This window comes from Amycolatopsis orientalis, from assembly GCF_000943515.2.
Lineage (GTDB): Bacteria > Actinomycetota > Actinomycetes > Mycobacteriales > Pseudonocardiaceae > Amycolatopsis > Amycolatopsis orientalis.
Map to the genome: position 1 here is coordinate 4,166,151 of NZ_CP016174.1, position 24,414 is coordinate 4,190,564.

General features: G+C 71.1%; 21 protein-coding genes. 8 read left to right on the forward strand and 13 right to left on the reverse strand.

Annotated features, from left to right (window positions below; all coding sequences use genetic code 11):
* Window positions 1-61 precede the first annotated feature (61 nt).
* Window positions 62-1,258, forward strand: a complete 1,197-nt coding sequence (locus tag SD37_RS18160; RefSeq protein ID WP_044853445.1) for an HNH endonuclease signature motif containing protein — start codon at window positions 62-64, stop codon at window positions 1,256-1,258.
* Window positions 1,259-2,725: 1,467 nt separating this feature from the next.
* Here SD37_RS18160 and SD37_RS18165 read toward each other — a convergent pair.
* Window positions 2,726-4,078, reverse strand: a complete 1,353-nt coding sequence (locus SD37_RS18165; protein ID WP_044853025.1) for a M20/M25/M40 family metallo-hydrolase — start codon at window positions 4,076-4,078, stop codon at window positions 2,726-2,728.
* On the reverse strand, window positions 4,075-5,241 hold the full coding sequence (locus tag SD37_RS18170; protein ID WP_044853446.1) for an MFS transporter: 1,167 nt from the start codon (window positions 5,239-5,241) through the stop codon (window positions 4,075-4,077). The genes SD37_RS18165 and SD37_RS18170 overlap by 4 nt, the downstream gene beginning before the upstream one ends.
* 73 nt (window positions 5,242-5,314) lie before the next feature.
* On the opposite strand from SD37_RS18170, the gene SD37_RS44190 reads away from it, so the two are divergent.
* The gene (locus tag SD37_RS44190; RefSeq protein ID WP_044853026.1) at window positions 5,315-8,203 is read left to right on the forward strand and encodes a helix-turn-helix transcriptional regulator; all 2,889 of its coding nucleotides are present in this window, start codon (window positions 5,315-5,317) and stop codon (window positions 8,201-8,203) included.
* Here the strand turns inward: SD37_RS44190 and SD37_RS18180 are convergent.
* Genes SD37_RS18180 through SD37_RS18190 form a run of 3 tightly spaced genes read right to left on the reverse strand, consistent with a single transcriptional unit; the run spans window position 8,176 to window position 11,429 of the window.
* Window positions 8,176-9,351 carry a 4-hydroxybenzoate 3-monooxygenase gene (locus tag SD37_RS18180; protein ID WP_044853027.1) on the reverse strand — a complete coding sequence of 392 codons (1,176 nt, stop codon included), beginning with the start codon at window positions 9,349-9,351 and terminating at the stop codon, window positions 8,176-8,178. The genes SD37_RS44190 and SD37_RS18180 overlap by 28 nt on opposite strands.
* Window positions 9,352-9,383: 32 nt before the next feature.
* Entirely contained in the window at window positions 9,384-10,157 is a 774-nt protein-coding gene (locus SD37_RS18185) for an IclR family transcriptional regulator (RefSeq protein WP_044853028.1), read from the reverse strand.
* A gap of 39 nt (window positions 10,158-10,196) precedes the next feature.
* On the reverse strand, window positions 10,197-11,429 hold the full coding sequence (locus SD37_RS18190) for an SLC13 family permease (protein ID WP_174567841.1): 1,233 nt from the start codon (window positions 11,427-11,429) through the stop codon (window positions 10,197-10,199).
* 107 nt (window positions 11,430-11,536) lie between these two features.
* Between SD37_RS18190 and SD37_RS18195 the strand changes: the two genes are divergently transcribed.
* On the forward strand, window positions 11,537-12,760 hold the full coding sequence (locus tag SD37_RS18195) for an FAD-binding protein (RefSeq protein ID WP_044853029.1): 1,224 nt from the start codon (window positions 11,537-11,539) through the stop codon (window positions 12,758-12,760).
* A gap of 148 nt (window positions 12,761-12,908) precedes the next feature.
* The gene (locus tag SD37_RS18200) at window positions 12,909-14,087 is read left to right on the forward strand and encodes an aminotransferase-like domain-containing protein (protein ID WP_044853030.1); all 1,179 of its coding nucleotides are present in this window, start codon (window positions 12,909-12,911) and stop codon (window positions 14,085-14,087) included.
* Between the two features lie 24 nt (window positions 14,088-14,111).
* On the opposite strand, the gene SD37_RS18205 is transcribed toward SD37_RS18200, so the two are convergent.
* Window positions 14,112-15,062: a helix-turn-helix domain-containing protein gene (locus SD37_RS18205; protein ID WP_201788888.1), complete on the reverse strand. Its 951-nt coding sequence runs from the start codon at window positions 15,060-15,062 to the stop codon at window positions 14,112-14,114.
* Between the two features lie 99 nt (window positions 15,063-15,161).
* Here SD37_RS18205 and SD37_RS18210 point away from each other — a divergent pair, with 99 nt between their 5' ends.
* Complete coding sequence (locus tag SD37_RS18210) at window positions 15,162-16,172, forward strand: saccharopine dehydrogenase family protein (protein ID WP_044853032.1); 1,011 nt, start codon at window positions 15,162-15,164, stop codon at window positions 16,170-16,172.
* Here SD37_RS18210 and SD37_RS18215 read toward each other — a convergent pair.
* On the reverse strand, window positions 16,150-16,692 hold the full coding sequence (locus SD37_RS18215; protein ID WP_044853448.1) for a M15 family metallopeptidase domain-containing protein: 543 nt from the start codon (window positions 16,690-16,692) through the stop codon (window positions 16,150-16,152). The two genes, SD37_RS18210 and SD37_RS18215, sit on opposite strands and share 23 nt — an antisense overlap.
* A gap of 154 nt (window positions 16,693-16,846) precedes the next feature.
* Between SD37_RS18215 and SD37_RS18220 the strand changes: the two genes are divergently transcribed.
* Genes SD37_RS18220 through SD37_RS18230 form a run of 3 tightly spaced genes read left to right on the forward strand, consistent with a single transcriptional unit; the run spans window position 16,847 to window position 19,466 of the window.
* Window positions 16,847-17,581 (forward strand): response regulator transcription factor, encoded by a 735-nt coding sequence (locus tag SD37_RS18220; protein ID WP_044853033.1) that lies wholly within the window; start codon window positions 16,847-16,849, stop codon window positions 17,579-17,581.
* The gene (locus SD37_RS18225; RefSeq protein WP_044853034.1) at window positions 17,578-18,984 is read left to right on the forward strand and encodes an ATP-binding protein; all 1,407 of its coding nucleotides are present in this window, start codon (window positions 17,578-17,580) and stop codon (window positions 18,982-18,984) included. The genes SD37_RS18220 and SD37_RS18225 overlap by 4 nt, the downstream gene beginning before the upstream one ends.
* Complete coding sequence (locus SD37_RS18230) at window positions 18,981-19,466, forward strand: GerMN domain-containing protein (protein ID WP_044853035.1); 486 nt, start codon at window positions 18,981-18,983, stop codon at window positions 19,464-19,466. Before SD37_RS18225 ends, SD37_RS18230 begins: the two co-directional genes overlap by 4 nt.
* Before the next feature lie 66 nt (window positions 19,467-19,532).
* Here SD37_RS18230 and SD37_RS18235 read toward each other — a convergent pair whose 3' ends face one another.
* The 6 genes from SD37_RS18235 to SD37_RS18260 form a co-directional block, all read right to left on the reverse strand.
* Window positions 19,533-19,970, reverse strand: coding sequence for an SRPBCC family protein (locus SD37_RS18235; RefSeq protein ID WP_044853036.1), 438 nt, complete (start codon window positions 19,968-19,970; stop codon window positions 19,533-19,535).
* Window positions 19,971-20,191: 221 nt separating this feature from the next.
* Window positions 20,192-20,812, reverse strand: coding sequence for a hypothetical protein (locus tag SD37_RS18240; RefSeq protein ID WP_044853037.1), 621 nt, complete (start codon window positions 20,810-20,812; stop codon window positions 20,192-20,194).
* 143 nt (window positions 20,813-20,955) lie between these two features.
* A complete protein-coding gene (locus SD37_RS18245) occupies window positions 20,956-21,504 on the reverse strand; it encodes a hypothetical protein (protein ID WP_065912871.1) in 549 nt (182 codons plus the stop codon).
* A gap of 100 nt (window positions 21,505-21,604) precedes the next feature.
* Window positions 21,605-22,261, reverse strand: a complete 657-nt coding sequence (locus tag SD37_RS18250) for a response regulator transcription factor (RefSeq protein WP_044853039.1) — start codon at window positions 22,259-22,261, stop codon at window positions 21,605-21,607.
* A complete protein-coding gene (locus tag SD37_RS18255) occupies window positions 22,240-23,313 on the reverse strand; it encodes a hypothetical protein (protein WP_044853040.1) in 1,074 nt (357 codons plus the stop codon). Before SD37_RS18255 ends, SD37_RS18250 begins: the two co-directional genes overlap by 22 nt.
* Window positions 23,306-24,409, reverse strand: coding sequence for a sensor histidine kinase (locus SD37_RS18260; protein ID WP_065912872.1), 1,104 nt, complete (start codon window positions 24,407-24,409; stop codon window positions 23,306-23,308). Before SD37_RS18260 ends, SD37_RS18255 begins: the two co-directional genes overlap by 8 nt.
* Between the last annotated feature and the right edge of the window lie 5 nt (window positions 24,410-24,414).

A 24,414-nucleotide genomic window follows, 5' to 3' on the forward strand; every position in this document is an offset into this window, starting at 1 on the left:
TCGGTTGTAGGTTCGTCGAGTGGCTGTTCCGAAGGCCGAAATCTGGGCCGTACTCAAGGAAATGACCGATCCTGACCGTTTGGAGGAGATCAATGCGGCAGTGAAGTCCATGGACGACAAGGATTCTGTCCGGGTCGCGCAAGAGATGACCGCCGCGATCTCGCGTCTCGAGGCGGTGCGATACCGGGCGCTGTCGCGGTTGAGCGAATTGCGTGGCGGCGTGGGGAGTGTGGTGCAGGAGGTGGCGATGGCACTGTCCCTTGTGGATGGTTTCGCCGGTTCCATGGTGGCGACGGGGGTGGCGTTGACGTCGCGGCTGCCGCGGACGTTGTCGTTGATGGACCGTGGTGAGCTGACGGGTTTCGCGGCTGGGAAGGTGGCGGAGGCCACCGCCTGGCTGTCCGATGAGGACTCTTTGGTGGCAGATGCGGCGCTGGAAGCGCGGCTGCCGAAGAAGAACAGCGAACAGGTCCGGAAAGCGGCGAGCTACGCGGCGATGAAGGCCGATCGATCCGGTGCCGAGAGGAAGGCGGCCGAACGCCGGGAAGGACGCCGCCTGTCCGTGGCGCAGGGCGAGGCCGGAGTCGCGTCGATCGAGGTGCGGGACGGTCCGGTGGAGAAGGTCACCGCCGCCTACCAGCGGATCCACCGCGAAGCCCGCGCTCTGCGGAATCAGGGTGACGAGCGGACGATGGACCAGCTCCGGGCCGACGTCGCCCTGGACCTGCTCCTCGGTGGGCAGGGTGGTGTCTCCGAGCGCACGGAAGTGTTCCTGTACATGGATCTCACCACCTATCTGGGCTTGAACCACGATCCGGTGAAAATGGCCGGGCACGGTTACATTCCGGCCGAGCTGGGCCGTCATATCGCCGCCGGGCCGAACACCGTGCTCCGGCGCATCATCACCGACCCCCTCAGCGGCCAGGTCCAGGACCTGGGCAGAACGCGATACCGCCCCGACGCGGCGACGGCCGAGTTCGTCCGGGTGCGCGATCGCGAGTGCCGAAGACCCGGCTGCACCCGGGCCGCCCACACCTGCGAACTCGACCACTCGATCCCGTGGCAGTTCCAGGGGGAAACGAATGTCGCCGATCTCGTCACCTACTGCAAACGCGACCACCGGTTGAAGGACGAGCCCGGCTGGATCTATCGGCTCGATGCCGACGGTGGCCTCACCCTCACCACGCCCACCGGGCAGACCCACGTCAGCACTCCGCCGCCGCTGCACGATCCGCGGCCGGAACCTCCGCCTTTTTGAGGTCCTCGCCGGGCTGAGGTCGTTGCCGGGAATTGGCGACGGGTCCCGGTGGGTGTCTTGGTCGTTGCCGCTGGGCGGCGACGCTGAGCTGTTGGCTGTCGAAGGTTCGGTTGCCGGAAAACGGCGACGACGGGCGTGGCGTTTGCTGGGCCGCGTTTCCGACCGGAGGCGCATCTCGCGTATCGAGCGGTGGGCTTGCCGGGGCCGTTGCCGCTGGGCGGCGACGGTGGGTGCTGTGTCTGCTGGGTCGCGTTTTCGGCGCAGACACAGGTCGGCGCGTCGTGGGTCTACTTTGGCTGTTGCCGCTGGGCGGCGACGCCGAGCTGTTGGCTGTCGAAGGTTCGGTTGCCGAAAAACGGCGACGACGGGCGTGGCGTTTGCTGGGCCGCGTTTCCGACCGGAGGCGCATCTCGCGTATCGAGCGGTGGGCTTGCCGGGGGCCGTTGCCGCTAGGCGGCGACGCTGAGCTGTTGGGTTCCGCGGCCGGGAAGTTTTGCCGGAAATCGGCGACGACTTATGTAGCGTTGCCTGCGCTGCATTTCCAGCGCAGGCACGGTCCGAGGCGTCGGGGGAAGGAACCCACTTCGGCCGTTGCCGTTGAACGGCGATGCCGAGCTGCCGAAGATTTGGTTGTCGGAAAACGGCGACGACGGATGTGGCGTTTGCTGGGGCCGCGTTTCCGACCGGAGGCCATCTTGTGCGTCGAACGGGTGGACTTGCCCGGGGCCGCTACCGCTAGGCGGCGACGCTGAGCTGTTGGGTTCCGCGGCCGGGAAGTTTTGCCGGAAATCGGCGACGACTTATGTAGCGTTGCCTGCGCTGCATTTCCAGCGCAGGCACGGTCCGAGGCGTCGGGGGAAGGAACCCACTTCGGCCGTTGCCGTTGAACGGCGATGCCGAGCTGCCGAAGATTTGGTTGTCGGAAAACGGCGACGACGGATGTGGCGTTTGCTGGGGCCGCGTTTCCGACCGGAGGCCATCTTGTGCGTCGAACGGGTGGACTTGCCCGGGGCCGCTACCGCTAGGCGGCGACGCCGAGCTGTTGGGTTCCGCGGCCGAGAAGTTTTGCCGGAAACGGCGACGACTTATGTAGCGTTGCCTGCGCCGCATTCCCAGTGCAGGCACGGTCCGAGGCGTCGGGGGGAAGGAACCCACTTCGGCCGTTGCCGTTGAACGGCGATGCCGAGCTGCCGAAGATTTGGTTGCCGGAAAACGGCAACGATGAGTACCACTCGCCGGAACCACGTTCCCGACCGGAGGCGCATCTCGTGCGGCGGGGGAGCGGACCCACATCAGTCGTTGCCGCTGAACGGCAACGCCAAACTTTGCCAAGAGATAAAGCAATCTGGCCCAGCACCACTCCGCCACCCGACGCCGACGGCGACGGACCCTCCCCTTCGGAACCCCAGGACGAGAAAGCCCACCTTCCCGAAGATGCTGTCTCGGCACCAGCCGAACACAGACACCTCATCGCGAGCCACGATCATCGCGCCGAAGCCGGTCACGGCCGAGTTCGGCCAGCAGGAGGGCCTCCGCGTGGCAGGCGCGGCCGAACTCCGCGAGATCCACGCTCTCGTCGATGCCGTGCGGGTTGGAGTCGGTGTCCGCGCCCGCGCTGGTGATCAGGATGGCGGCGGCGGGAAAGGCGGCGGCGAATTCCGCGACGAACGGGATGCTGCCCCCGCTGCCGATTTCGGTCACGTCCGTGCTGTAAGCCTTGCGGTAGGCGCGTCTCGCCGCCGCGTAGGCCGGGTGGGTGGTGTCGACGTGGTGGGGTTGCGCGATTTCCGAGACGGTGACCGACACCCGCGCACCCCACGGCGTATGCGTGCTCAGGTGCTCGGCGAGCGCGGTGGCGGCCTGGATCGCGTCGTCGCCAGGGGCCACGCGCAGTCCGATCTTGGCTCTGGCCACCGGGATGAGCGTGTTCGACGCGGTCGCCACAGGGGGCGCGTCGATGGCGAGGACACTCACCGCCGGTTTGGCCCACAGCCGCTCGGCGACGTCGCCCGTCCCCTGCAGTTCGACACCGTCGAGCACGCCCGCTTCGGCGCGATACCTGGAAACGGGATAGTCGTAGTCGGGAACCGGGCCGGTTTCGAGGCCGGCCACGGCGACGTCGCCGTGTTCGTCGTGCAAGGTGGCGAGCAGCCGGCACAGCGTGCTGAGCGCGTCGGGTGCCGGACCGCCGAAACCGCCCGAGTGCACACCGGTCGCCAGCGTGCGCAGCTCGACGACGCATGCGGCCGTACCCCGCAGTGAGGTGGTGAAGGCCGGTGTGCCGCGCTCCAGGTTCTCGGAGTCGGCGAGCACGATCAGGTCGGCGGCGAGCCGGTCGCGATGCCGGGTGAGCAGTGCGCCGAGTGTCGGCGAGGAGATCTCCTCCTCACCTTCGACGAGCACGGTGACCCCTACCGGAGGATCCCCCTCGAACGCGAGCACCGCGGCGAGGTGCGCGGCGATCCCGGACTTGTCGTCGGCCGTGCCCCTGCCGTACAGCCGTCCGTCGCGCTCGATGGGTTCGAACGGCGCGCTGCTCCACTGCGCGATTTCGCCGGCGGGCTGGACGTCGTGGTGCGCGTACAGCAGGACGGTCGGCCGTCCGGGCGGAGCCGGATACCTGACCAGTACCGCGGGCCGGCCACCTGGCACGTCGTCGAGGATCTCGACTTCCGGTTCGCCCACCCCGCGGAACAACGCGGCCGTCAGTTCGGCGCTGCGCCGGACGTCCTCGGTGGGTTCCGCGCTCACCGACGGGATCCGCACCAGTTCCTCGAGTGCCGCACGCGCCGCGGGCAGCACCTTGCCGATGTCGATCACGGCTTGGCCACCCTCCGGTCGAGCATCGCCGGTACCAGCGCGGCGAGCACCACGGCGGCGGTGAACGCGAACCCCGTCCCGTAGCCGAACGGCCCGGCCAGCATCCCGAAACCGACCGCGCCGATGCCGAACCCCGCGTCGTAGGCCACGTTCCACAGCGCGCTCGTACGGCCGTAATCGGCCGCCTCGACCCGCTCCATCATCAGGGCCAGCGTCACGTTCTGAGCCGCGCCGAAGCCGGCACCGAACAGCGCCATCCCGGCGACCATCGCGACGGGGTCGTCCGCCCACAACAGCAAGGCCGCGCCCAAGGCCGAGACGAGCACGGACGGAACGAGCAGTCGTCCGGAACCGTGCCTGTCCCCGAACCGGCCCGCGGCGAAGCGGGCGACCGACATGGTCAGCGACTGGACGAGGAGCGCGAAGGCCGCCGTCCCGCGTGCTTCGGCCGATACGGCCAGCGGCAGAAAGGTGGCGAAAACACCCGCGCCGACCGTGATCGCGGTGAAGACCACCGTCGGCCGGGCCAGTCCACCCGCGCGGAAGGCGCCGAACACCGAGCCCGATGTGGTCACGTCACCGGATTTCGACGGCAACGCCGACACCACGGCCAGCGGCACCAGCGACACGGCCCCGGCGACGGCGAACACCGCGGTGAAGCCGAACCGCTCGCTGAGCCAGATCCCCGCGGGCAGGCCCACGACCGCCGGCACACCCACCACGACGCCGTAGACGGCGAGCCCTTCGCCGCGATGCCGGGCTGGGGACAGTTCGGCGGCGAGCGCGCTCCCCACGACCACCACGATCCCGAGGCCAGCCCCGCGCACCAGGCTCACCGCCAGCACCAGCGCGGTGTCCGAGGTGGCGATCAACGCGAGGGCGGGCACGCCGAGGAGCAGCAGACCGAGCGCGAGCACCGCCCGGTAGCCGAGCCGCGCCAATAACCGCGGCACGGCGAGTTCCGTCACCACCGTGGACAGCATCATCGTGCCGGTGACGAGCCCGGCGCCGAACCCGCCGCCTCCCGAACCGGCCGTGTACAGCGGGACAACCGACACCAGCAGGTAGAACCCGCTCAGCGCGCCGAAGGCGGCCACCAGCAGCATGACGAGCTCTTTGCTCGCCTTCGGTGACGAAGTCGTGAAAAGGGGCTTGCCGATCATGGCCCCAGCCTGCGGCGCGCGCGGACGGTCCGGCATCGGGCAAGTGCCCTATTCGGCTCCTTAGACTCGGTCCGTGGCAGTCGTGGAACGAGATCGGGAGCTCGCCGGGCTGCGTGCCGCTTTCGACGAGACCCAGGCAGGCGCGCCGGTCACCGTGCTGGTCGCCGGGGACGCGGGCGTGGGGAAGTCGGCACTGGTGGGCGAGTTCGCGGCCACCCTCGACGACGGCGCGCGGATACTGGCCGGTGAGTGCCTCGACTTCGGTGGAAGCGGCCTCCCGTTCGCGCCGTTCACTTCGCTGTTGCGTGACCTGGTCGGTGAACTGGGCGTCACCGGAGTCCTCCGCCGGCTTCCCGGCGGGGTGGCCGGTGAGACCGGGCGGTTGCTGCCCGTGCTGGGGCCGCCGCCCGCCGGGGACACGGAGCAGGCCAAGGCGCGGCTGTTCGAGCAGCTGCTGTCCCTGATGCAGGTCCTGGCCGAGGAACGGCCCACGGTGCTCCTGATCGAGGACATCCATTGGGCGGACCGGTCGACCAGGGAACTGCTCCTGTTCCTCGTCGGGAACCAGCGGGCGATACCCGCCCTGCTCATCGTCCTCACCTACCGGACCGGCCTCGACCGGGCACACGCGGCGAGGCTGGTGCCGTCGGAGCTGGCCAGGATCGGCTGGGTCCGCAGGTGCGAGCTCGCCCCGCTGTCCAGACGAGGGGTGACGGCCCAGCTGCGGGAGTTGCTCGGGCACGAGCCGGACGTCGATCTCAGCGATGACGTCTTCGCGCGCAGCGAGGGCAATCCGCTGTTCGTCGAGGCGCTGATGAGCTGTCGTGACCAGCGCGGTCCCGTGGTGCCGCAGACGATTCGCGACCTGTTGATCGCCCCATTGACCCTCTTGCCCGCGCCGAGCCAGGAGGTCGTGCGCGCGGCTTCGGTCTGCGCTGTCCGCATCGGACACGAGTTGCTCGCGACGGTCACCGGGCTCGACGAGACAGAGCTGACGGCCGCGTTGCGTCCCGCCATCGCGGCGAACCTGCTCGTCGCCGACGACGAGGGGTACCGGTTCCGGAACGCGTTGACCCGCGAGGTCGTCCAGGACGACCTGCTGCCCGTGGAACGCGCCCGGCTGCATGTGCGCTACGCCGAAGCCATCGAACGTGATCCGGCGCTCGCGTCGCCGGGAAGGGCCGGCGCGCAGCTGGCGGGCCATTGGGGCGCGGTCGCCGGCAAACATCCCGCTCGGGCGCTGAGCGCGGCGTGGCACGCCGCCGAGGCGGCCGGCCGGTCACTGGCGTACGCCGAGCAGCTGCACCTGCTGACCGAGGTTCTGCGGCTGTGGCGGCACGTGCCGGGCGCGGAAGAGCACGTCGGTGCCGGACACGACGCGGTGGTCGACGCGGCGGCGGACGCGGCCGCGGCGGCGGGCGACGTGACCCGCGCGCTCGCTCTCGTCGAGTCCCTGCTGGCCGGGACCGACGCCGGGGCCGAGCCGGGCAGGGCGGGACGCATGCTGATGCGCCGGGGCGAGCTGCGGCACGCCCTCGGACGGCCGGGCGGCGTCGAGGACCTGCGCGCCGCGACCACGCTGATCCCGGAAACGGATCCGGCGGCCCCGGCGGCACTGGTGGCCCTTTCCTATCGGCTGCTGACGGTGCCGCGTGAGGAGGAGGGGCGGCTGGTCGCCGAGGCGGCGATCACGGCCGCCCGGCGCTTCGGCGATGTCCGCGCCGAGGTGATGGCCACGGCCGACCTGGCCTACTCCCGCGCCAGGGCGGGCGATCTCGACGCCCAGTTGCCGAAGCTGGCGCAAGCCGCGGCGAGCGCGCGGCGGCTCGCCGACGACGCCGCGCTCCTGCACGTGTTGCGCCGCGAAGCCGATGTACTGCAAGGCGAGGGCCGGTACGCGGCGGCGGCATCGGTGGCCCGGACCGGACTCGCCGTCTGCGCGGCCGCCGGTCTGGTGCGCACGGCGGGGCCGGTCCATGCGGCGAACCTCGCCGAATCGTCGATCGCGGCCGGAGACTGGGACGAGGCCGCCGAAACGATCGAGCACGCGCTCGGCCACCCTCCGATCCCCGGCCTGGACGCCTACCTGACCGTGCTGCAGGGCACGATCCTGCTGGCCAAGGGGGATCTCGCGGGAGCGCGAACGGCCGCCGCGTACGCACGCGAGGTGTTCGCCGACGGCTACCCCGACACCCAGGACCTGCTGCCCCTCGCCCGGCTGGAAATCGACCTCGAACTGGCCGGACGCCGACCCGCGGAAGCCGCCGAGCTGGTGGCGGAAGCGCTGAGCCTGCCGGAGGTCGAGGCGAGCCCGCGGTACTTGTGGCCGGTCCTCGTGTCGGGGGCCCAGCTGCCCGGGCTTCGGCCCCGCTTGCGGTCGCTGGCCGAGACGGTGCCGGCGATCGGTCCGGTACAACAGGCGCACCGGCTCACCTTCGCCGCGACCGTCGAACCCGCGCAGGCCACCTGGGACCGCGCCGCGGCAGCCTGGGCGGACCTGGGTGAGCCCTATCCCCAGGCACGGGCCCTGCTGGGGGCGGCGTCGGTCGCGGGCGAGGCCGGTGCCCACGCCGACGCGGTCACCCGCCTCCGGGCCGCCGCCTCGCTCGCCGACCGGCTGGGCGCCGTCCCGTTGCGCGCCGAGATCGACCGGCTGGCCAAGGCACTTCGCGTCTCACCGGCCGAACCCGGCGAACCCGCGCCTGACCGGCACAGCCTCACCGGGCGGGAAATCGAGGTGCTGCGGCTGCTCGCCGAAGGGCGGACCAACCGCCAGATCGCCGCGGAGCTGTACATCTCCGCGAAGACCGTCAGCACCCACGTTTCGAACATCCTGTCCAAATTGGACGTTTCCGGCCGCGTCCAGGCCGCGACGACCGCGCACCGGCTCGGCCTGCTGCCGACCGGCGGCACTCGAAAACCGGGCCAGGCGAATCAGAAGCCGATGGGCAGCCCCGCGTAGTTCTCAGCCAGACCCGCCCGGCCGGCCTGGCTGCGCGCGAGCCAGCGCAGCTGCGAGAGCTGCAGCTGCCGGTCGAACGGGTCGCCCGACTGGTGCAGCATCGTCGTCATCCACCAGGAGAAGTGCGTACACCGCCAGACCCGGCGCAGCGCGGTGTCGGAGTAGGCGTCGGCGAGCGCGGAATCCTTGTCCCGCACCAAAGCCGCGAGGGCGGGGGCGAGGAGGGCGACGTCGGCGACGGCGAGGTTGAGGCCCTTGGCGCCGGTCGGCGGCACGATATGGGCGGCGTCGCCGGCGAGGAACAGGCGGCCGTGGCGCATGGGCTGCTGGACGAAACTGCGCATCGGCAGCACGCTCTTGTCGGTGATCGGCCCGGGGGTGAGCGTCCAGCCGTCCTGGCCGTGGCCGAGCCGGGTCGCGAGCGCCTCCCAGATCCGCTCGTCGGACCACGTACCGACATCGGTGCCGTTGGGCACCTGAAGATACAGCCTGCTGACAGTGGCCGAGCGCATCGAATGCATGGCGAAACCGTCGGGATGCCAGGCGTAGATGAGTTCATCGGTCGAGGGGGCGACGTCGGCGAGGACACCGAGCCACGAGTACGGGTACGTGCGTTCCCAGGTTTGCTTCGCGGCGTCGGGGATCGCGGTGCGGCAGGGGCCGAAGGAGCCGTCGCAGCCGACGACGACATCTGCGTCGAGTCTTTCCGGGGTGCCGTCCCGGCCGGTGAAGGTGACGTAGGGCCGGTCGGTTTCGAGGTCGTGGACGGCGGTGTCGCTGACCTCGTAGTGAATCCGCTGCCCGGCCGCTTCACGCGCCTTGCCGAGATCCTTGGTCACCTCGGTCTGCCCGTACACCGTGACGGTGCGCCCGACCAGGTCCACGAAGTCGAGGTGATGCCGTTCCTCCGGCCACTGCAGGTAGATGCCGCGATGCTCGTCGCCCTCGCGGTCGAGCCGCCCGGCGAGCCCGGCCTCGCGGAGGAGGTCCACTGTGGACTGTTCGAGGATGCCCGCCCGGATCCTCGCCTCGACGTACTCGCGCGAGCGGGTCTCCACGATCACCGACTCGACCCCCGCCAGGTCGAGCAGATGCGACAGGAGCAGTCCGGCGGGGCCGGCGCCGACGATGGCGACTGGGGTGCGCATGACCGGAGTCTGGTCCCGCGGCGGGCGAACTCCTAGCGGGTGCTTTCACTCAGTGAAATCGGCAGGCTCCGGCCGATCCCGGCGGCCGCCACCTGGAGCGCGGAGACCAGGCGCGCGCGGCCACGGCTCAGATCCGGGACGACCAGGCCGAGCGCCGCGACGACGTCGCCCGTGGCGGAAGCCCGGATCGGGACGGCGACCGAGCAGGCGCCCCGGCTCATCTCCTCGACGGTCTGCGCGAACCCCTCCCGGCGGACCCGCCGCAACTGGTCACGCAACCGCCCGGGCTGGGTGATCGTGTACGGAGTGACGCGCGTCAAGGAGCCGAGCACCTGGCGCTGGACCTCCTCCGGTGCCCAGGCCAGCAGCACCTTCCCGACGCCGGTGGCGTGCAGCGGCAACCGCCCGCCGATCCGGCTGATCACCGGCACCGACGCGTTCCCGGAAAGCCGGTCGAGGTAGAGCACCTGGCCGCCGTCCCGTTCCGCGAGGTGCACGGTGGCGCCGGTCGCGCCGTAGAGATCCTGCAGGAACGGCGCGGCGACCTGGCGGAGTTCGAACTGGACGGGGGCGAGCAGGCCGAGATCCCAGAGCCGCCTTCCGACGGCGTAGCGATCTTCGCGCCGTTCCAGCGCCCCCAAACCGACGAGTTCGCGGGCGAGGCGGTGCGCCGTCGGCAGCGGCAGGGAAGCGCGGCTCGCGAGTTCGGTCAGCGACAGCTCGCGGTGGTCGACGTCGAAGGCGCCGAGCAGCGCGAACACCCGTGACGTGACGCTCGCCCCCGGCGTCGAGAGGTTCCCGGCCATCCGGTCATTCTCTCACTGAGTGGAAGGACGGCGGTGGACTCAGGGAAGGACGGCCAGGCCGAGCCACAACCCGGCCACCGCCAGCACGATGGACGCCGGAACAGTGAGCAGCCCGAGCTTGGTGAACTCCTTCAGATCGGGCCGGGTGTCGTGCCGGTGCAGGATCCGCCGCCACAACAGCGTGGCCAGGGAACCGACGTAGGTGAGGTTCGGCCCGAGGTTGACCCCGATCAGCACGGCCAGCACCACCGGCGTCCCGCCCGCCGTGGCGAGCGGCAGCAGGACGAGCACCGCGGGCAGGTTGTTGATCAGGTTGGCGAGCACTGCGGCCACCGCGGCGGCACCGAGCAGGGCGAGGAACGAGCTGGACGTCGGCACCAGATGGCTGAGCGCCCCGGCCAGTCCGTTGTCGACCACGGCGCGGACCACGATCGCCAGCGCGAGCACGAACGCGAGGAAGGGGACGTTCGCCGAGCGTGCGATCGCGACGGGGGAGGTCCGCCGCTGGGCGAGGGCGCGGCAGGCCAAGACGGCGGCACCGGCGAACGCGGCCCACGCGGGACTGAGGTCCAACAGGGAGGTGATCACGAACCCGGCCAGCGTCAGGCCGAGGACCACCAGGACGAACGCCGGGACCTTCGCGGCCGGAGCCTCTTTCGCGCCCCGCGGCCGCGCGGCCAGGTCGGCGGCGAAGAACCGGCGGAACACCAGGTATTCGGTGAGCACCGCCGCGAGCCAAGGCAAGGTCATCAGCGCGGTGAACCGGAGGAACGAGATCCCGGTGGCGGCGACGGCGAGCAGGTTGGTGAGATTGGACACCGGGAGCAGCAACGAGGCCGAGTTCGCCAGATGCGTGCAGGCGTAGGCGTGCGGTTTGGCCCGCGCGCCCATTTTCGCGGCGGTGGCGAACACGACCGGGGTCAGCAGCACGACGGTGGCGTCCAGGCTGAGCACCACGGTGACCGCCGCGGCGATCGCGAACACCGCGGCCAGCAGCCGCCGGGGCCGTCCCCGGCTCACCCGGGCCATGAGCGAACCGGCCGCCTTGAACAGCCCTTCGTCGTCGCACAACCGGGCCAGTACGAGTACCGCGGCGAGGAATCCGACGACCGGGCCGAGCCTGGCCACCTCGTCGACGGCGTCGGGGAACGGGATCGCGCCTGCCGCCAGCACGAGCACGGCGGCGGGGACGGCGGCGACCGCCTCCGGCAGGCCGCGGGGCCGGATCACCGCGAAGGCCAAGACCACCAGCAAGAGCACGATGGACAGCACCTCGCCGGGAATGCCTGACAGGGTGCACCCTCCTCCGTGTGAAACGAACCAAGGCAATCTAGCTTGGGTAGGCTGAGCGGCCGGACACCGCAAGGGAAAGAGGCCGGGTGCGCGACACGAACTGGGCGGGAAATCAGATCTTCACCGCGGAACGGATCTTTCGCCCGCGCACGGTCGAACAGGTACAGGAGGCCGTCGCTGGAGCGGCCGCGGTCAAGGCGCTCGGCAGCGGGCACTGCTTCAACGACATCGCCGACTGCCCGGGCGGTCTCCACCTCGACCTCTCCGGACTCGACGCGGTGACCGTCGTCGACGCGGAGTCCGCGACGGTCACGGTTCCGGCGGCGGCGCGCTACGGCGATGTCGCCGTCCAGGTGCACGCGGCCGGGTTCGCGCTGGCCAACCTCGCCTCGCTGCCCCATTGCACGGTGGCGGGCACCGTCGCGACGGCGACCCACGGATCCGGACGGCGCAACCAGAGCCTCGCCTCGGCGGTGTCCGGTTTGGAGCTGGTCACCGCCGACGGCGAGGTGAGGACGTACTCCCACCACGACGGCGTGGTCGTCGGTCTCGGCGCACTGGGCGTGGTGACGCGGCTGACCCTCGACCTGGTGCCCGCCTTCGAGCTTCGGCAGGACGTCTTCGACGGCTTGCCCTGGGACGCGGCGTACGAGCACTTCGAGGAGATCCACGACTCGGGCTACAGCGTCAGCATGTTCACGAACTGGGCCCGCGACACGGTCGACCAGGTCTGGGTCAAGGGACCGGGACGGCCGGGCGCGGACTTCTTCGGCGCGAAGGCCGCCGACGGGCCGCGGCATCCGGCGCACGCGGCGGGGATCCCGGCGGACAACTGCACGCGGCAGCTCGGGGTGCCGGGGCCGTGGCACGAACGGATCCCGCATTTCCGCCTGGACTTCACGCCCAGCGTCGGCGACGAACTGCAGACCGAGTACTTCGTCCCCGTCCGGCACGCCGTCGCCGCGATGGAGGCGATGCGCGGCCTCGGCGACCGGCTCGCGCCCGTGCTGCTCACCTCCGAGATCCGCACCGTCGCGGGGGACGAGCTGTGGCTGAGCCCGTTCCACGGCGGTGACCGGGTGGCGCTGCACTTCACCTGGCAGCCGGATCAGGACGCCGTCCGCGCGCTGCTTCCGGTCATGGAGGAACGCCTGGCGCCGTTCGGGGTCCGGCCGCACTGGGGCAAGCTCTTCGATCAGCCCGCGGATTACCCGAAGCTGGCCGATTTCCGGGCGCTGGCCGTCGAACTGGACCCGGACGGCAAGTTCCGGAGCCCGTTCGTGCGACGGAACGTCTTCGGTGAGCTCTAGACCGATCCCGGGCTGATATCCTGGCCGCAGTTGCTTGCTCGTACGGGCGGATCCCCGGTAGCTGCACTGTGCTGATCAACTGGCCTGCGGACCGGAACGTGGTCCGGGTCATGAATCCCCAGGATCCGTGTTCTCCCGAGGAGTGGCCATGTCCCTTCCCCTCGCCCGTCGTATGGACGGCGTCACCAGTTCCCCCGTGCGCGACCTGCTCGCGCTCACCGCCCGTCCCGGCGTGATCTCCTTCGCCGGCGGAATCCCCGCGCCCGAACTGTTCGATGTGGACGGTCTCCGCGCCGCCTTCGACCGGGCGCTCGACGGCGAGTCCGCCCGCCGCGCGCTGCAGTATTCGCCGACGGAGGGCAATCCGCGCCTGCGTGGACTGCTCGCCGCCCGGCTGGCCGGGCGCGGGCTGCCGACCACTGTGGACGATCTGCTGATCACCACCGGTTCACAGCAGGGACTTCAGCTGCTGAGCACCGCGTTGCTCGATCCCGGTGCCACCGTGCTGGTGGAAGAACCGGTGTATCTGTCCGCGCTGCAGTGCTTCCAGCTCGCCGAAGCCCGGATCGTGCCCGTTCCCGGTGACGCGGAAGGGATCGACCCGGCCGCGCTCGACGAGATCGCGGCCAGGGAACGGCCGTCATTGCTGTATCTCGTCCCGACCTTCTCCAATCCGTCCGGCCGCACGACGAGTCCCGGACGGCGCCGCGCGCTCGCGGAAGTGATCGCGCGCCACGGGTTCTGGCTCGTCGAGGACGATCCGTACCACGAACTGCGGTATCGCGGCGAGCGCGAGGAACCGATCTCCGCTCGTCCGGAACTCGCCGAGCGGGCGATCTACCTCGGCAGCTTCTCGAAGGTGATCGCCCCGGGGATGCGCCTGGGCTGGCTCCGGGCGCCGCGGGGACTCCTGCGCCGGGTCGCGATCCTCAAGCAGGCGAGCGATCTGCACACCTCGACCGTCGACCAGGCGGCCGCCGCCGAATACCTGGCCGCGGCGGATCTCGACGCGCACGTGCGGAGGTTGTGCGAGACCTACCGCCTGCGCCGGGACGCGATGCTGGCCGAACTGCCCGCGATCACCCCGCCCGGCACCACGTGGACCGAGCCCGACGGCGGGATGTTCGTCTGGGTCACGCTGCCCGAAGGGATGGACACCGACCTGCTGCTTCCCGAGGCGTTGCGCCACGACGTCGCTTTCGTGCCCGGCTCGGCGTTCCTGGTGGGGGAGCCGGACCGTTCGGCGTTGCGGCTCTCGTTCGCCGCGCACCCGCCGGAGACGATCGCGGAAGGACTGCGGAGGCTGGCGAAGGTACTGGTTGCCTAGTCGCTCCGACGGTGAGAACCGTCGTCACCACTCACGGGACCCGGCCCGGAAGGTGCGGCGGTAGCTGTCCGGTGGTACGCCGACGGTCCGGTTGAAATGCCGTCGCAGGGTCGTGGCGGTACCCATGCCGGTGGCCTCCGCGATGGCGTCGACGCTGTCGTCGGTGCGCTCCAGCAGTTCCTGCGCGCGGCGGATGCGCTGGATCAGCAGCCAGCGCAGCGGCGTGGTCCCGGTCGCCGACCGGAAGTGCCGTGCCAGGTTGCGTGAACTCATGTTCGCGCGGCGGGCGAGGTCTTCGACGGTCAGCGGCCGGTCCAGCCGTTCGGTCACCCAGGGGAGCAGGCCGCCGAGCGGGTGGTCGTCCTGGTCGGGCACCGGGGCGGTGACGAACTGGGCCTGCCCGCCCGCGCGATGGGGCGGGACGACCAGGCGGCGGGCGACGGTGTTCGCGACCGCTGAACCGTGGTCGGAGCGGACCAGGTGCAGGCACAGGTCCATCGCCGCCGCCTTGCCCGCCGAGGTGAGCACACTGCCGTTGTCCACGTAGAGCACGTCCGGATCGACCTCCACCAGGGGATACCGGGCGGCGAGCAGATCGGTGTGCGCCCAGTGCGTCGTCGCGCGGCGGCCGTCGAGGAGCCCGGCGGCGGTCAGTACGAACGCGCCCGTGCAGAGGGAGGCGACCCGCGCGCCCGCTTCGTGGGCGGCGCGCACGGCGTCGACGAGGTCCGGGGGCGGGGCGACGTCGAGGTCGGCCCAGCCGGGGACGATGACCGTGTCGGCGCGCGTGAGCCGGCCGAGGTCGTGGTCCGGTTCGAGGAGGAACCGGCCGACCTTCACCGGCGCCGGGCCGCAGACGGTCAGTTCGTACCAGGAGCCGGTGAATCCCGGCAGGCCCGTGCCGAAGACCTCCTGGGCGATGGCCAGCTCGAACTGCAGCATTCCGTCCGTGGCGGCGAGGGCGACCGTGGTCATGTCCGAAAGTGTACGCATGATGGCGTTCCGGACACTGTCGGCAGACCGCTCTCCTCGGCAGGATGGTCCACAGTGGATCAACGAGGGCAGGAGAACCCCATGGGCAAGGGATATGACGTCGCGGTGTTCGGGGCTTACGGGCACACCGGCCGGTTCGTCGTGGCGGAGTTGCGCGAACGGGGATTCGGTGTGCTGGCCGTGGGCCGCGACGAGGCCAAACTGCGTGGCCTGCCTTGGCAGGGCCTCGACATCCGGCAGGCTTCGGTCGACGATCCGGCCTCGCTCGACCGCGCCTTCGAGGGCGCGGACGCGGTGATCAACGCCGCCGGTCCGTTCGCCCACACCGCCGCCCCGGTGATCGAAGCGGCGTTGCGGGCGGGACTGCCGTATCTGGACGTGGCCGCGGAGCTCGAAGCGAATATCGACACCTTCGCGCAGTTCGGCGACCGGGCCGAGGGGGCGACGGTGATCCCGGCGATGGCGTTCTTCGGCGGTCTCGGCGACCTGATGGTCACCGCCGCGATGGGCGACTGGACCTCGGCCGACGAGGCGCACGTCGCCTACGCGCTGAGCAGTTGGCACCCCACAGGCGGGACCCGAGCGGCGAGCAAGGTCTCGCGGGAACGCCGGAACGGGCGGCGACTCCGGTTCTCCGGCGGGCGGATCGAGCACCGCGAAGACGCGCTGCCCACCCTGGACTGGGACTTCCCCGCGCCGCTCGGGACGCGTGCCGTGCTCGGCGAGTTCACGATGGCCGACGTCGTCACCGTCCCGAGCCATCTCGCGATTCCCGAAGTGACCACGTACATGACGGTGGACGCGGCGCGCGAAGTGGTGGCCCCCGAGACGCCCGCACCGCCGGCGGACGGCCCGTCCTCGCAGGAGTTCGTGGTCGACGTCGTCGTGCGGTCCGGCGGGGAGGAGCGGCGGATCGTCGCTCGCGGGCAGGACATCTACGCGGTCACGGCGCCGCTGGTGGTGGAGGCGGTCCAGCGGGTGCTCGACGGGCGGGCCAAGGCGACCGGGGTGGTTTCGGCGGGGGAGGCTTTCGACGCGCCGGGTTTCCTGGCGGCGCTGGCCCCGCACGTCACCGTGGAAACGGTCGCGTGAGCGAGGGGGCCGGGCCGGCCGCCCGCCAGCCGGGGTACGGCAGCCGCGCGGGCGGTGCCTCACCGGGCCGGTACTCGAAATGCCACCATTCGTTGTCGTAGGTCCGGTAAAGCGCGAAGCGGGCGCCGTGGTCCTCCAGCCACTGCGCGCCCTCGCGCGGCCGGACGTCCAGCGCGGTACCCCGGACGTGCGCCGATTCCCCGGCCGGGAGGACCCGCTTGCGGTCCGGGCCCGCCTTGGCGACCTCGTCGAGGAAGAGGCGATGCTGCTCGGCGGCGTCGCGGTGTCCCGAGGTGAGGCCGAGCAGCGTGCGGTGCCGCCAGAACGCCTCGGTCCTGGCGGCGGTGAACGCGGCGCGTGTCCCGCCGGTGAGCCCGGCGAGGTCCTCGGCCGGGAACCGCAGCGACAGCGCCCATCCGCAGGCGAGTCGCCGGGCGTGGCCGGGGGACCGCAGCCACGCCGGGAGCAGCAGCAGTACCGCGAGGACGCGGGTGATCGCGGCGAGAACGAGTTCCTTCATACCGTTCACGGTCGGGGTCGCTTGTCCCGGCCCGATCGCGGCCACGTGCGCGGACGCCGACGAATATGTCACCGTTCCGCACGGAGCACACTGTGACGAAACAATGACATTCCGCGGACCTCCCGCGGAACCCGGGCGGGCATGATGATCAGTCATGGACGAGCGGATTCCGCCCGGCGCCGGACCGGCCGCCGGGATGCCCAGGGTGCTGCTCATCGAGGACGACGTGGCCGTGCGCGACGGGCTGAGCATGGCGCTGGGTGGCCGCGGGCTCGTGGTCGACGCGGTGGCCACCGGGGAGGAAGGGCTGGCCAGGCTCTCGTCGCGGACGACGGACGTCGTCGTGCTGGACCTGATGCTGCCCGGACTCGATGGATTCGAGGTCTGCCGCCGCATCCGGGCCGCGGGTGATCTGCCGATCATCATGCTCACCGCGCGCAACGACGACATCGACGTGGTGGCGGGGCTCGCCGCCGGCGCGGACGACTACGTGGTCAAACCCGCCAGGGCACAGGTGATCGAAGCGCGGATCCGCGCGGTCCTGCGCCGCAGCGGTCAGCCGTCGCGGCCCGGCCCCGTGCCGCCCGGGATCGAGCAGCACGGCGACATCGGCATCGACCGCGCCGGGCTGACGGTGACCAAGGGCGGTGAGCCCGTCGGCCTCGCCCCGACCGAACTGCGGCTGCTGCTGGAACTGTCGCAGGTCGCCGGCCGGGTGCTCAGCCGCCAGTACCTGCTGGAAAGCGTGTGGGAGCACGGCTATTTCGGTGACTCCCGGGTGGTGGACGCCTGCGTGCAGCGGCTGCGGGCGAAGATCGAGGACGACTCCTCCGCGCCGGTGTACGTCCAGACGGTCCGCGGATTCGGCTACCGGTTCGGGCCCCTGTGAAGCTCTGGGGTCTGCGTACCCGGCTGCTGCTGGCGTTCAGCCTGCTCGTCGTGGTCACCGCGGCGACGGTGGCGGGCGGCACCTACGTCCTGTCCCGCACCCTGATCCTCCAGCAGGCGCAGGACGCCACCGCCCGCGTCCTGGTCGACAAGGCCAGTGCGCTCTACCCGCTCGGGCCGATGCCGCCGAGCGACGGCACGCTGAGCCGGATCAGCGGCGAACTCTCCGACCGGGACCTCAGTTCCCTGGTCCTTTACGCGGACAAGGCGAGTGGCAACGAGCAGCTCCGATCGCTGATCACGCCCGAACTCCGCGAGCAGGTGCGGTCGGGAAACGTGGCCTGGCAACGGGTCGTCGTCCGGGGAACACCGATGCTGGTGCTGGGCACCAGGTTCACCCTCACCCTCGCGGACGGGCAGCGGCAGGCGTCGGGCATCGAAGCCTACGTCGCCCGGAACATGCTCGCCGAGGAACGGAGCATCGGCGAGCTCGCCACCCGTGCCTGGCTGATCGGCGGCGTCGCGCTCCTCTTCGCCGTCGGACTGGCCTTGCTGGCCGCGCGCGGCGTCCTGCGGCCGGTGCGGGAACTGGGGGAGGCGGCGCAGCGGCTGGGGGAGGGCGACCTGCGCACGCGGATCGGCGTCCGCGGGTCCGACGAACTGGCCGGGGTCGCGCGGACGTTCAACGAGACGGCCGAAGCCCTGCAACGTCACGTCGGGGAGCTGGAACGGATGGAGGCCGACGCGCGGCGTTTCGTCGCCGACGTCTCCCACGAACTGCGCACCCCGCTGGCCGCGATGACCGCGGTCGCGGACGTGCTGGAACAGGAGGCGCCGCGGCTGTCCGGCGACGCCGGCCGCGCGGTGCGGATGAGCATCGACGAGACGCATCATCTGACCCGGTTGGTGAACGACCTCATCGAGGTGTCGCGGTTCGACGCCGGTGCGGCCGCGCTCGCGCCGGAGGAGGTCGACGTCGCCGAGGTGGTCACGGCGAGCCTGCGGATCCGCGGCTGGGCCGCCGAGGTGGAGAAGGACCTGCCCACCGGCATCTTCGCCACGCTGGACCCGCGGCGTCTCGACGTCATCGTGGCGAATCTGGTCGGGAACGCGGTGCGGCACGGGGAAAAGCCGGTGACGCTCCGGCTTTCCGAAGCGGGGGAGTGGATCACGCTGGAGGTCTCGGATCGCGGGCCGGGGCTGTCGCCCGAGGTGCTGCCGCACGTGTTCGACCGGTTCTACAAGGCGGATTCGGCCAGGGGCCGGTCCGGGGGCAGCGGGCTCGGGCTCGCGATCGCCTGGGAGAACGCCCGGCTGCACCGGGGGACGCTGATCGCCGCGAACGGCCCGGACGGCGGCGCGGTGTTCACGCTGCGCCTGCCGCGTCAGGAGGTGGCGGGATGAGGAACCCCCGGCTCGTCCCGCGCCTGATCGCGCTGGCCCTGCTCGCGCCGGTGGCCGCCGGATGCGGTGTCCGGCCCAGCGGCGTGATCCTCGGGGCACCCGCCCCGGAGGGCCCGTCCGCCGGAGTGGTGCTGTACTTCCTGTCCGCCGGGGAACCGGTGCGGGTGCCGCAGCGCCCGCATCCCGGCGGCGTGACCCTGGCGCGCACGATCGAGCTGCTCGCCGCCGGTCCGGACGGGGACGAAGGACGACAGGGCTACACCACCGAAGTCCCTGCCGGTACCGCGGTCCTCGGCCAGACCGCGGCGGGGGACGGCGTCATCGTGACCCTCTCGGTCGACGTCGCCGGGCTGTCGGTGCGTGCCACCGAGCAGCTCGTGTGCACCGTGCGGGACGCCCTCGACGGCACCGCGAAGATCACCTTGCGGGGCGGGGCGACCGAACGCGGTCCGCTGTCCTGTCCCGTGGCCGGTCAGCGGTGAAGGGTAAGCGATGCGACGTGGGCCCCTCGGCGATCCTCGCGTTCAGTCCTCCAAGTGCGAAGACCTTCAAGTGCGGAGGGCTTCCAGTGCTTTGGTCATCGTCGGCACGAGTTCGTCGCCCATCTTCTCGAATTCCCGCTTGAGGAAGGGGTCCGCGAGTTTCGCCAGCCCGTGGAACTCGATGGTGGCGTGGTAGCTGATGGTCGTGGTGCCGTCTTCTTCGGTCACCGTCAGATCGTCGGTGGACGTGGCGGTCTTGTTGCTGCCGACGAACACGATCCGCCCCGGTTCCAGCCGGTCGAGGCGATAGGCCAGCTCGGTCTTCTTACCGCGGAACTCGGACACGTTGCGCCACTGCGCCCCGACGACGATCGGGCCGGTGTCCGCCCGGGTGCAGGACACGGTGCCGGGGTCCCACTCTTCGGCGTGCGCGAAGTCGCGCAGGTACTCGACCACGGTCTGAGCGGGGGTGCGGACGGTGATCGTCCGGTGCACGTCAACCACCCGTTCAACGGTACGCAGGCTTCCCTGTACCCGCAGTGTGGTGGGGAGCTGAAGGCCTTATTGAGGGGCGAGGCAAACGTGCGTGTCGCGAAAGCCACGTTTGGGAAATCTGGTGTCCTGAACGTGGCTTTCGCGACATGAGAAGCAGGCAAACAGGGACGTGGTCGGGACCGGTCACCGGCACACCGCGCCCGACCTCGACACCTTTGCCTTACCCCTGCTTACTTCTTCCAGATGATCGGGTCGTCCTTGTACCCGTCACCGTCGCCGTAGGTCGCGCCGCCGACCTCGCCGCCGTCGCGCACGGCCTGGAGTTCGCAGGTCTCGTAGGTGGCGCCGACGGTCTTGAAGTCCTTCTTCGCCGTCTCGGACTGGCACTTCGGGGTCTCGCCGGTGATGATCACGCCGGTGCCCTTGCCGTCCGGGCCCACCGCGCGCAGCCGCACCGTGCTGTAGGTGAGGTCCGTGCCGCCCACGTTCTCCACGGTCATCCGGATGTACACCGGCGTCATGCCCTTGGCCTTGTCGCCGTAGGCCGCGAGGTCGTCCTTCGGTCCCAGCTCGATCGTCTTGACGGTGATCGCGATGGTGCCGGCCTTGTCGTTGCCGTACTTGAACGGGACGACGGCGCGGTCGCCGACCTTGAGCTCGGAGCCGGGAGCCGTCGCGTCGGCGTTCGAGACCGGGACGGTGCCGCTGGTCGCCGGGGAGGACGCGGCGGCCGACGTCGGCGCCGGCGTCGGAGCGGGCGCCGGGGAGCCGCCCTTTTCACCGCCGCAGGCGGACAGCAGCAGCGCGGCGGCGCAGCCGGCGGCGGACAGGGCGATGCGGTCGAACTTCATGGATCTCCTCGGACTTCCCGCCGAATTCTGCTCCGGCGTTCTCGCCACGCACCGTAGTCGATGCGGGAGTAGCGCGGTGTGGGCCATTCGCACCACGAACGATCACGAAAAGGTTGCGCTGATCGGCCCAACGTGGAGGGTGGTCACTTCTTCCAGGAGATCGGGTCGTCCTTGTACCCGTCACCCTCGCTGAACGACACGCCGCCGACCTCGCCGCCGTCCTTGACGCCTTCGGTGTCACAGGTCTCGTAGGTCGCGCCCTGGGCGGTGAAGTTCTCCGGCGCCGTCTCGCCCTTGCAGGCCGCGGTACCACCGGCCATGATCACCTTGGTGCCCTTGCCGTTCGCGTCGAGCGCGCGCACCGACACCGAAGTACCGGCGAGGTCCGTGCCGCCGACGTTCTCGACCACCATCCGGACGTAGACCGGAAGCGTCCCCTCGCCCTGGTTCTTGAACTTGGCGAGATCCTCCTTGGGACCGATCTCGACCGCTTTGACGGTGATCGCGATCGTGCCGGACTTGCCCGCGTCGCTGAACGGGACGACGGCTCGTTCGCCGACCTTGAGTTCACTGCCGGGCGCCATGGTGCCGTCGGCCCGGACGGTCTTCCCGCCCGCTCCCCCGCCACAGGCGGACAGCAGCAGCGCGGCGGCGCAGCCGGTGGCGATCAAGGCGGTGCGGGCGGTCTTCATGGATCTCCTCGGACTTCCGCCGGACCGGTACCGGCGCGCTCGTCACGCACCGTAGTCGAAGCCGGTGGTGGCGACTGTGGCCCGTTCGCACCACAACCGATCACAAATCGCTTACGCCGATCAGCCCATCCTGGATCGCCCGCGCGACGAGCGCGGCCTTGGTCGGCGCCTCCCGGCCGATCTGGGCGTATTTGACCCGGATCCGCTCGAGATGCGAGTTGACCGTGTTCGGCGAGATCCCCAGCCGGTGCGCGACGAACTCCTTCGACTCCGACTGGAACCACTCGATGAGCACTTCGGTCTCCCGCGCCGAAAGGGCGGGACGCCGGTCCGAGCGGTCCCCGGCCAGCGCCCCCGCCAGCGACGGCGGCGTGTACGGCCGGTCCGCGGCGGCCGCGCGCACGGCTTCGAGGAGGTGTTCCGCGCCTTCGGCCTTGGTGAGATAGCTCAGCGCGCCGAGTTCGAGGCACTGCAGGACGGTCTCGTCGTCGGCCCGCATCGAGTAGACGACGACCCGCCTGCCCGCCTCGGTGAGCCGGCGCAGATCGCCCATCGCCGGGGTGGTGCTGTTCAGGTGCAGGTCGAGGATGACGACGTCGGCCTCCGCGCCCTCGCCGATCCAGGCGGCCCGCACGTCCTCACCCTCGGCCACCACCGTGACCGGCGGGGTCCCCGAGGACAACCAGTGCACGACCCCGGCCCGCACGGCCGGATGATCGTCGACGACCACCGCGGTCAGTTCGGTCGCGAACGCCATTTCGCCTCCATCCACGATCGTTCTCCCAGCGTGTGCCATTCGACGTCGACGGAGCCCGATCCGTTCACCGGCGGCTCCGGTTCACCGTCGGTGAGGGCCGCGACCCGGATCTCGTCACCGGTGCGCAGCACGCTGACCCGCGCCTGTGACCGGGCGGCGACCAGCGCGGTCATGAGCGGTCCGGTCAGTTCCCGGCGGACCTCCGTCGGCACCGGCGCCGGTTCGCCGCTGACCGCCAAGGCCACCGTCAGCCCCCGCCGTTCGGCGAGATCGACGCACGCCGACACCTCGTGCACCAGCGGATCGGGGACATCGTCGTTCTCCGCGAACAACCGCCGCAGCTGCGTGGCCGCGAGCGCGCACCGCCGCCGGACGGCCTCGTCGCGCGGGTCCAGCGTGCGGTCGGCCAGTCCGGCGAGCAACGGCAGTGTGGTGCCCAGCTGACCGGCGAACCGGCTCCGCTGATCTGCCTCGCGCTGCTCGGCCAGTGCCTTGCGGTGGAGCAGCCGGTCCCGTTCGGCCGAAGCCGCCGCGGCTTCCCCCGCCCGCCGGTACACGACCCGCACCAGTGCCAGCGTGGCGAGCTGGAAGGTGATCACGCTGAGCCCGCCGATCACCACACCGCTGATCTCGGCCCGGTCGGCGGGGGCGGCGGTGACCAGCCGGACGACGTCCAGCACCAGTTGCGCGCCGAGCGCCGCCACCGCGGCCACCGGCCGGTCGAGCAGCAGGACCAGCAGATGCCAGCCGACCAGGCCGAAGACCCAGTGCCGTTCGCCGAACAGTTCACCGGGCGGTACCGCCCAGCTCGCCACCGCCGAGGCGGTCAGTGCGACGACGGTGCCGATCACCCCGGCGGGCCACGGGACCGGCCTGCCCCGCAGCACCCACCACGACGCGACCACGAGGACGGCGCCCAGCGCCACGAAGGCGGACCGGCTTTCGGCGCCGGTCAACCGGGGAAGGCTCAGGCTGAGCTGGATCACCACGGTGATGCCCAGGATCGCGATCCGGCAGCCACCGAGGACCCGGTCCGCCGTCGTCTCATCCATCGGGCCACACCAGTTCCACCGTGGTCCCCGCGCCGGGCGCGGAGGTCACCCGCGCGCGGCCGCCCACCGCGGCCATCCGCTCGACGAGCGAGCCCCGGACGCCCCGCCGCTGCGCCGGGGTCGTGGCCGGATCGAACCCGCGGCCCTCGTCCCGGACCGTCACCCGGACGCCGTCTTCGACCGTCAGCCGCGCTTCGCCGACGCCCGCGTGGCGGTCGACGTTCACCAGCGCCTCGCGGACGGCCCGGACCAGGGCGAGCGCGGCCGACGCCGGCATCGGCGGAAGCGGCGACCACCGCGTCTCGACCTTCACCGGGCTTTCAGCGAGGACGCCGCGCAGCGAGGTTTCGAGATCGACCACCCCGCCGGGGCCGGATTCGCCGGTGAGGATCGCGAGATCCCGGCGGGCGTACTCGGCGACCTCGGCCGGGGCCGTGCTTTCGCCGCGCTGGGCCACCGTGAGGAAGGTGGCCGCCGCCGTGTCGTGCAGGACCGCCAGATACTCCCGTTCCTGCCGTCGTCGTTCCACGGCAAGGGATTCTTCGCGGGCCAGCCGGGCGCGCCGCTCGCGCAGGTCGTCGATCCGGCGCGTCGTGCGCAGCAGCAGGAGGAAGGCGCCCCTGGCGAGCGCGGCTTCGAGCACCACCCGCAGCACCACCGGAAGGCCGTCCTCGAACCCGAGCGGCGGCACCTCGATCGCCAGCAGGCAGGCGACGGCGGGCACGGTGATCTTCGGCGGCCATTCCCACTGCAAGGTGATCGCGGTGATAGTGAGGACGTTCAGCGCCCACTGGTTCAGCTCGCCCGCTTCGGGCGCGGTCAGGAACTGGGTGCCGCAGATCGCCGCGGCACGGACCAGGGTCAGCGCGAAGGCCACCGGCTTGCCCCGGCCCGTCTTCCCCGCCAGGTGCTCGGCCACCGCGGTGCCCACCGCCAGCGCGAGCAGCCCGAAACCCAGCGGGAGCGCGTCCGGCGGTGTCGCGAGCACCCCGAAAACGCTGATCACCACCAGCCCCGCGCCCCGGGCCGGCCCGGCGAACCGGCCGACCACCGTCAAGAACTCCGCTTCGACGGAGGTCTCACGATCGGGCGGCACGGGCA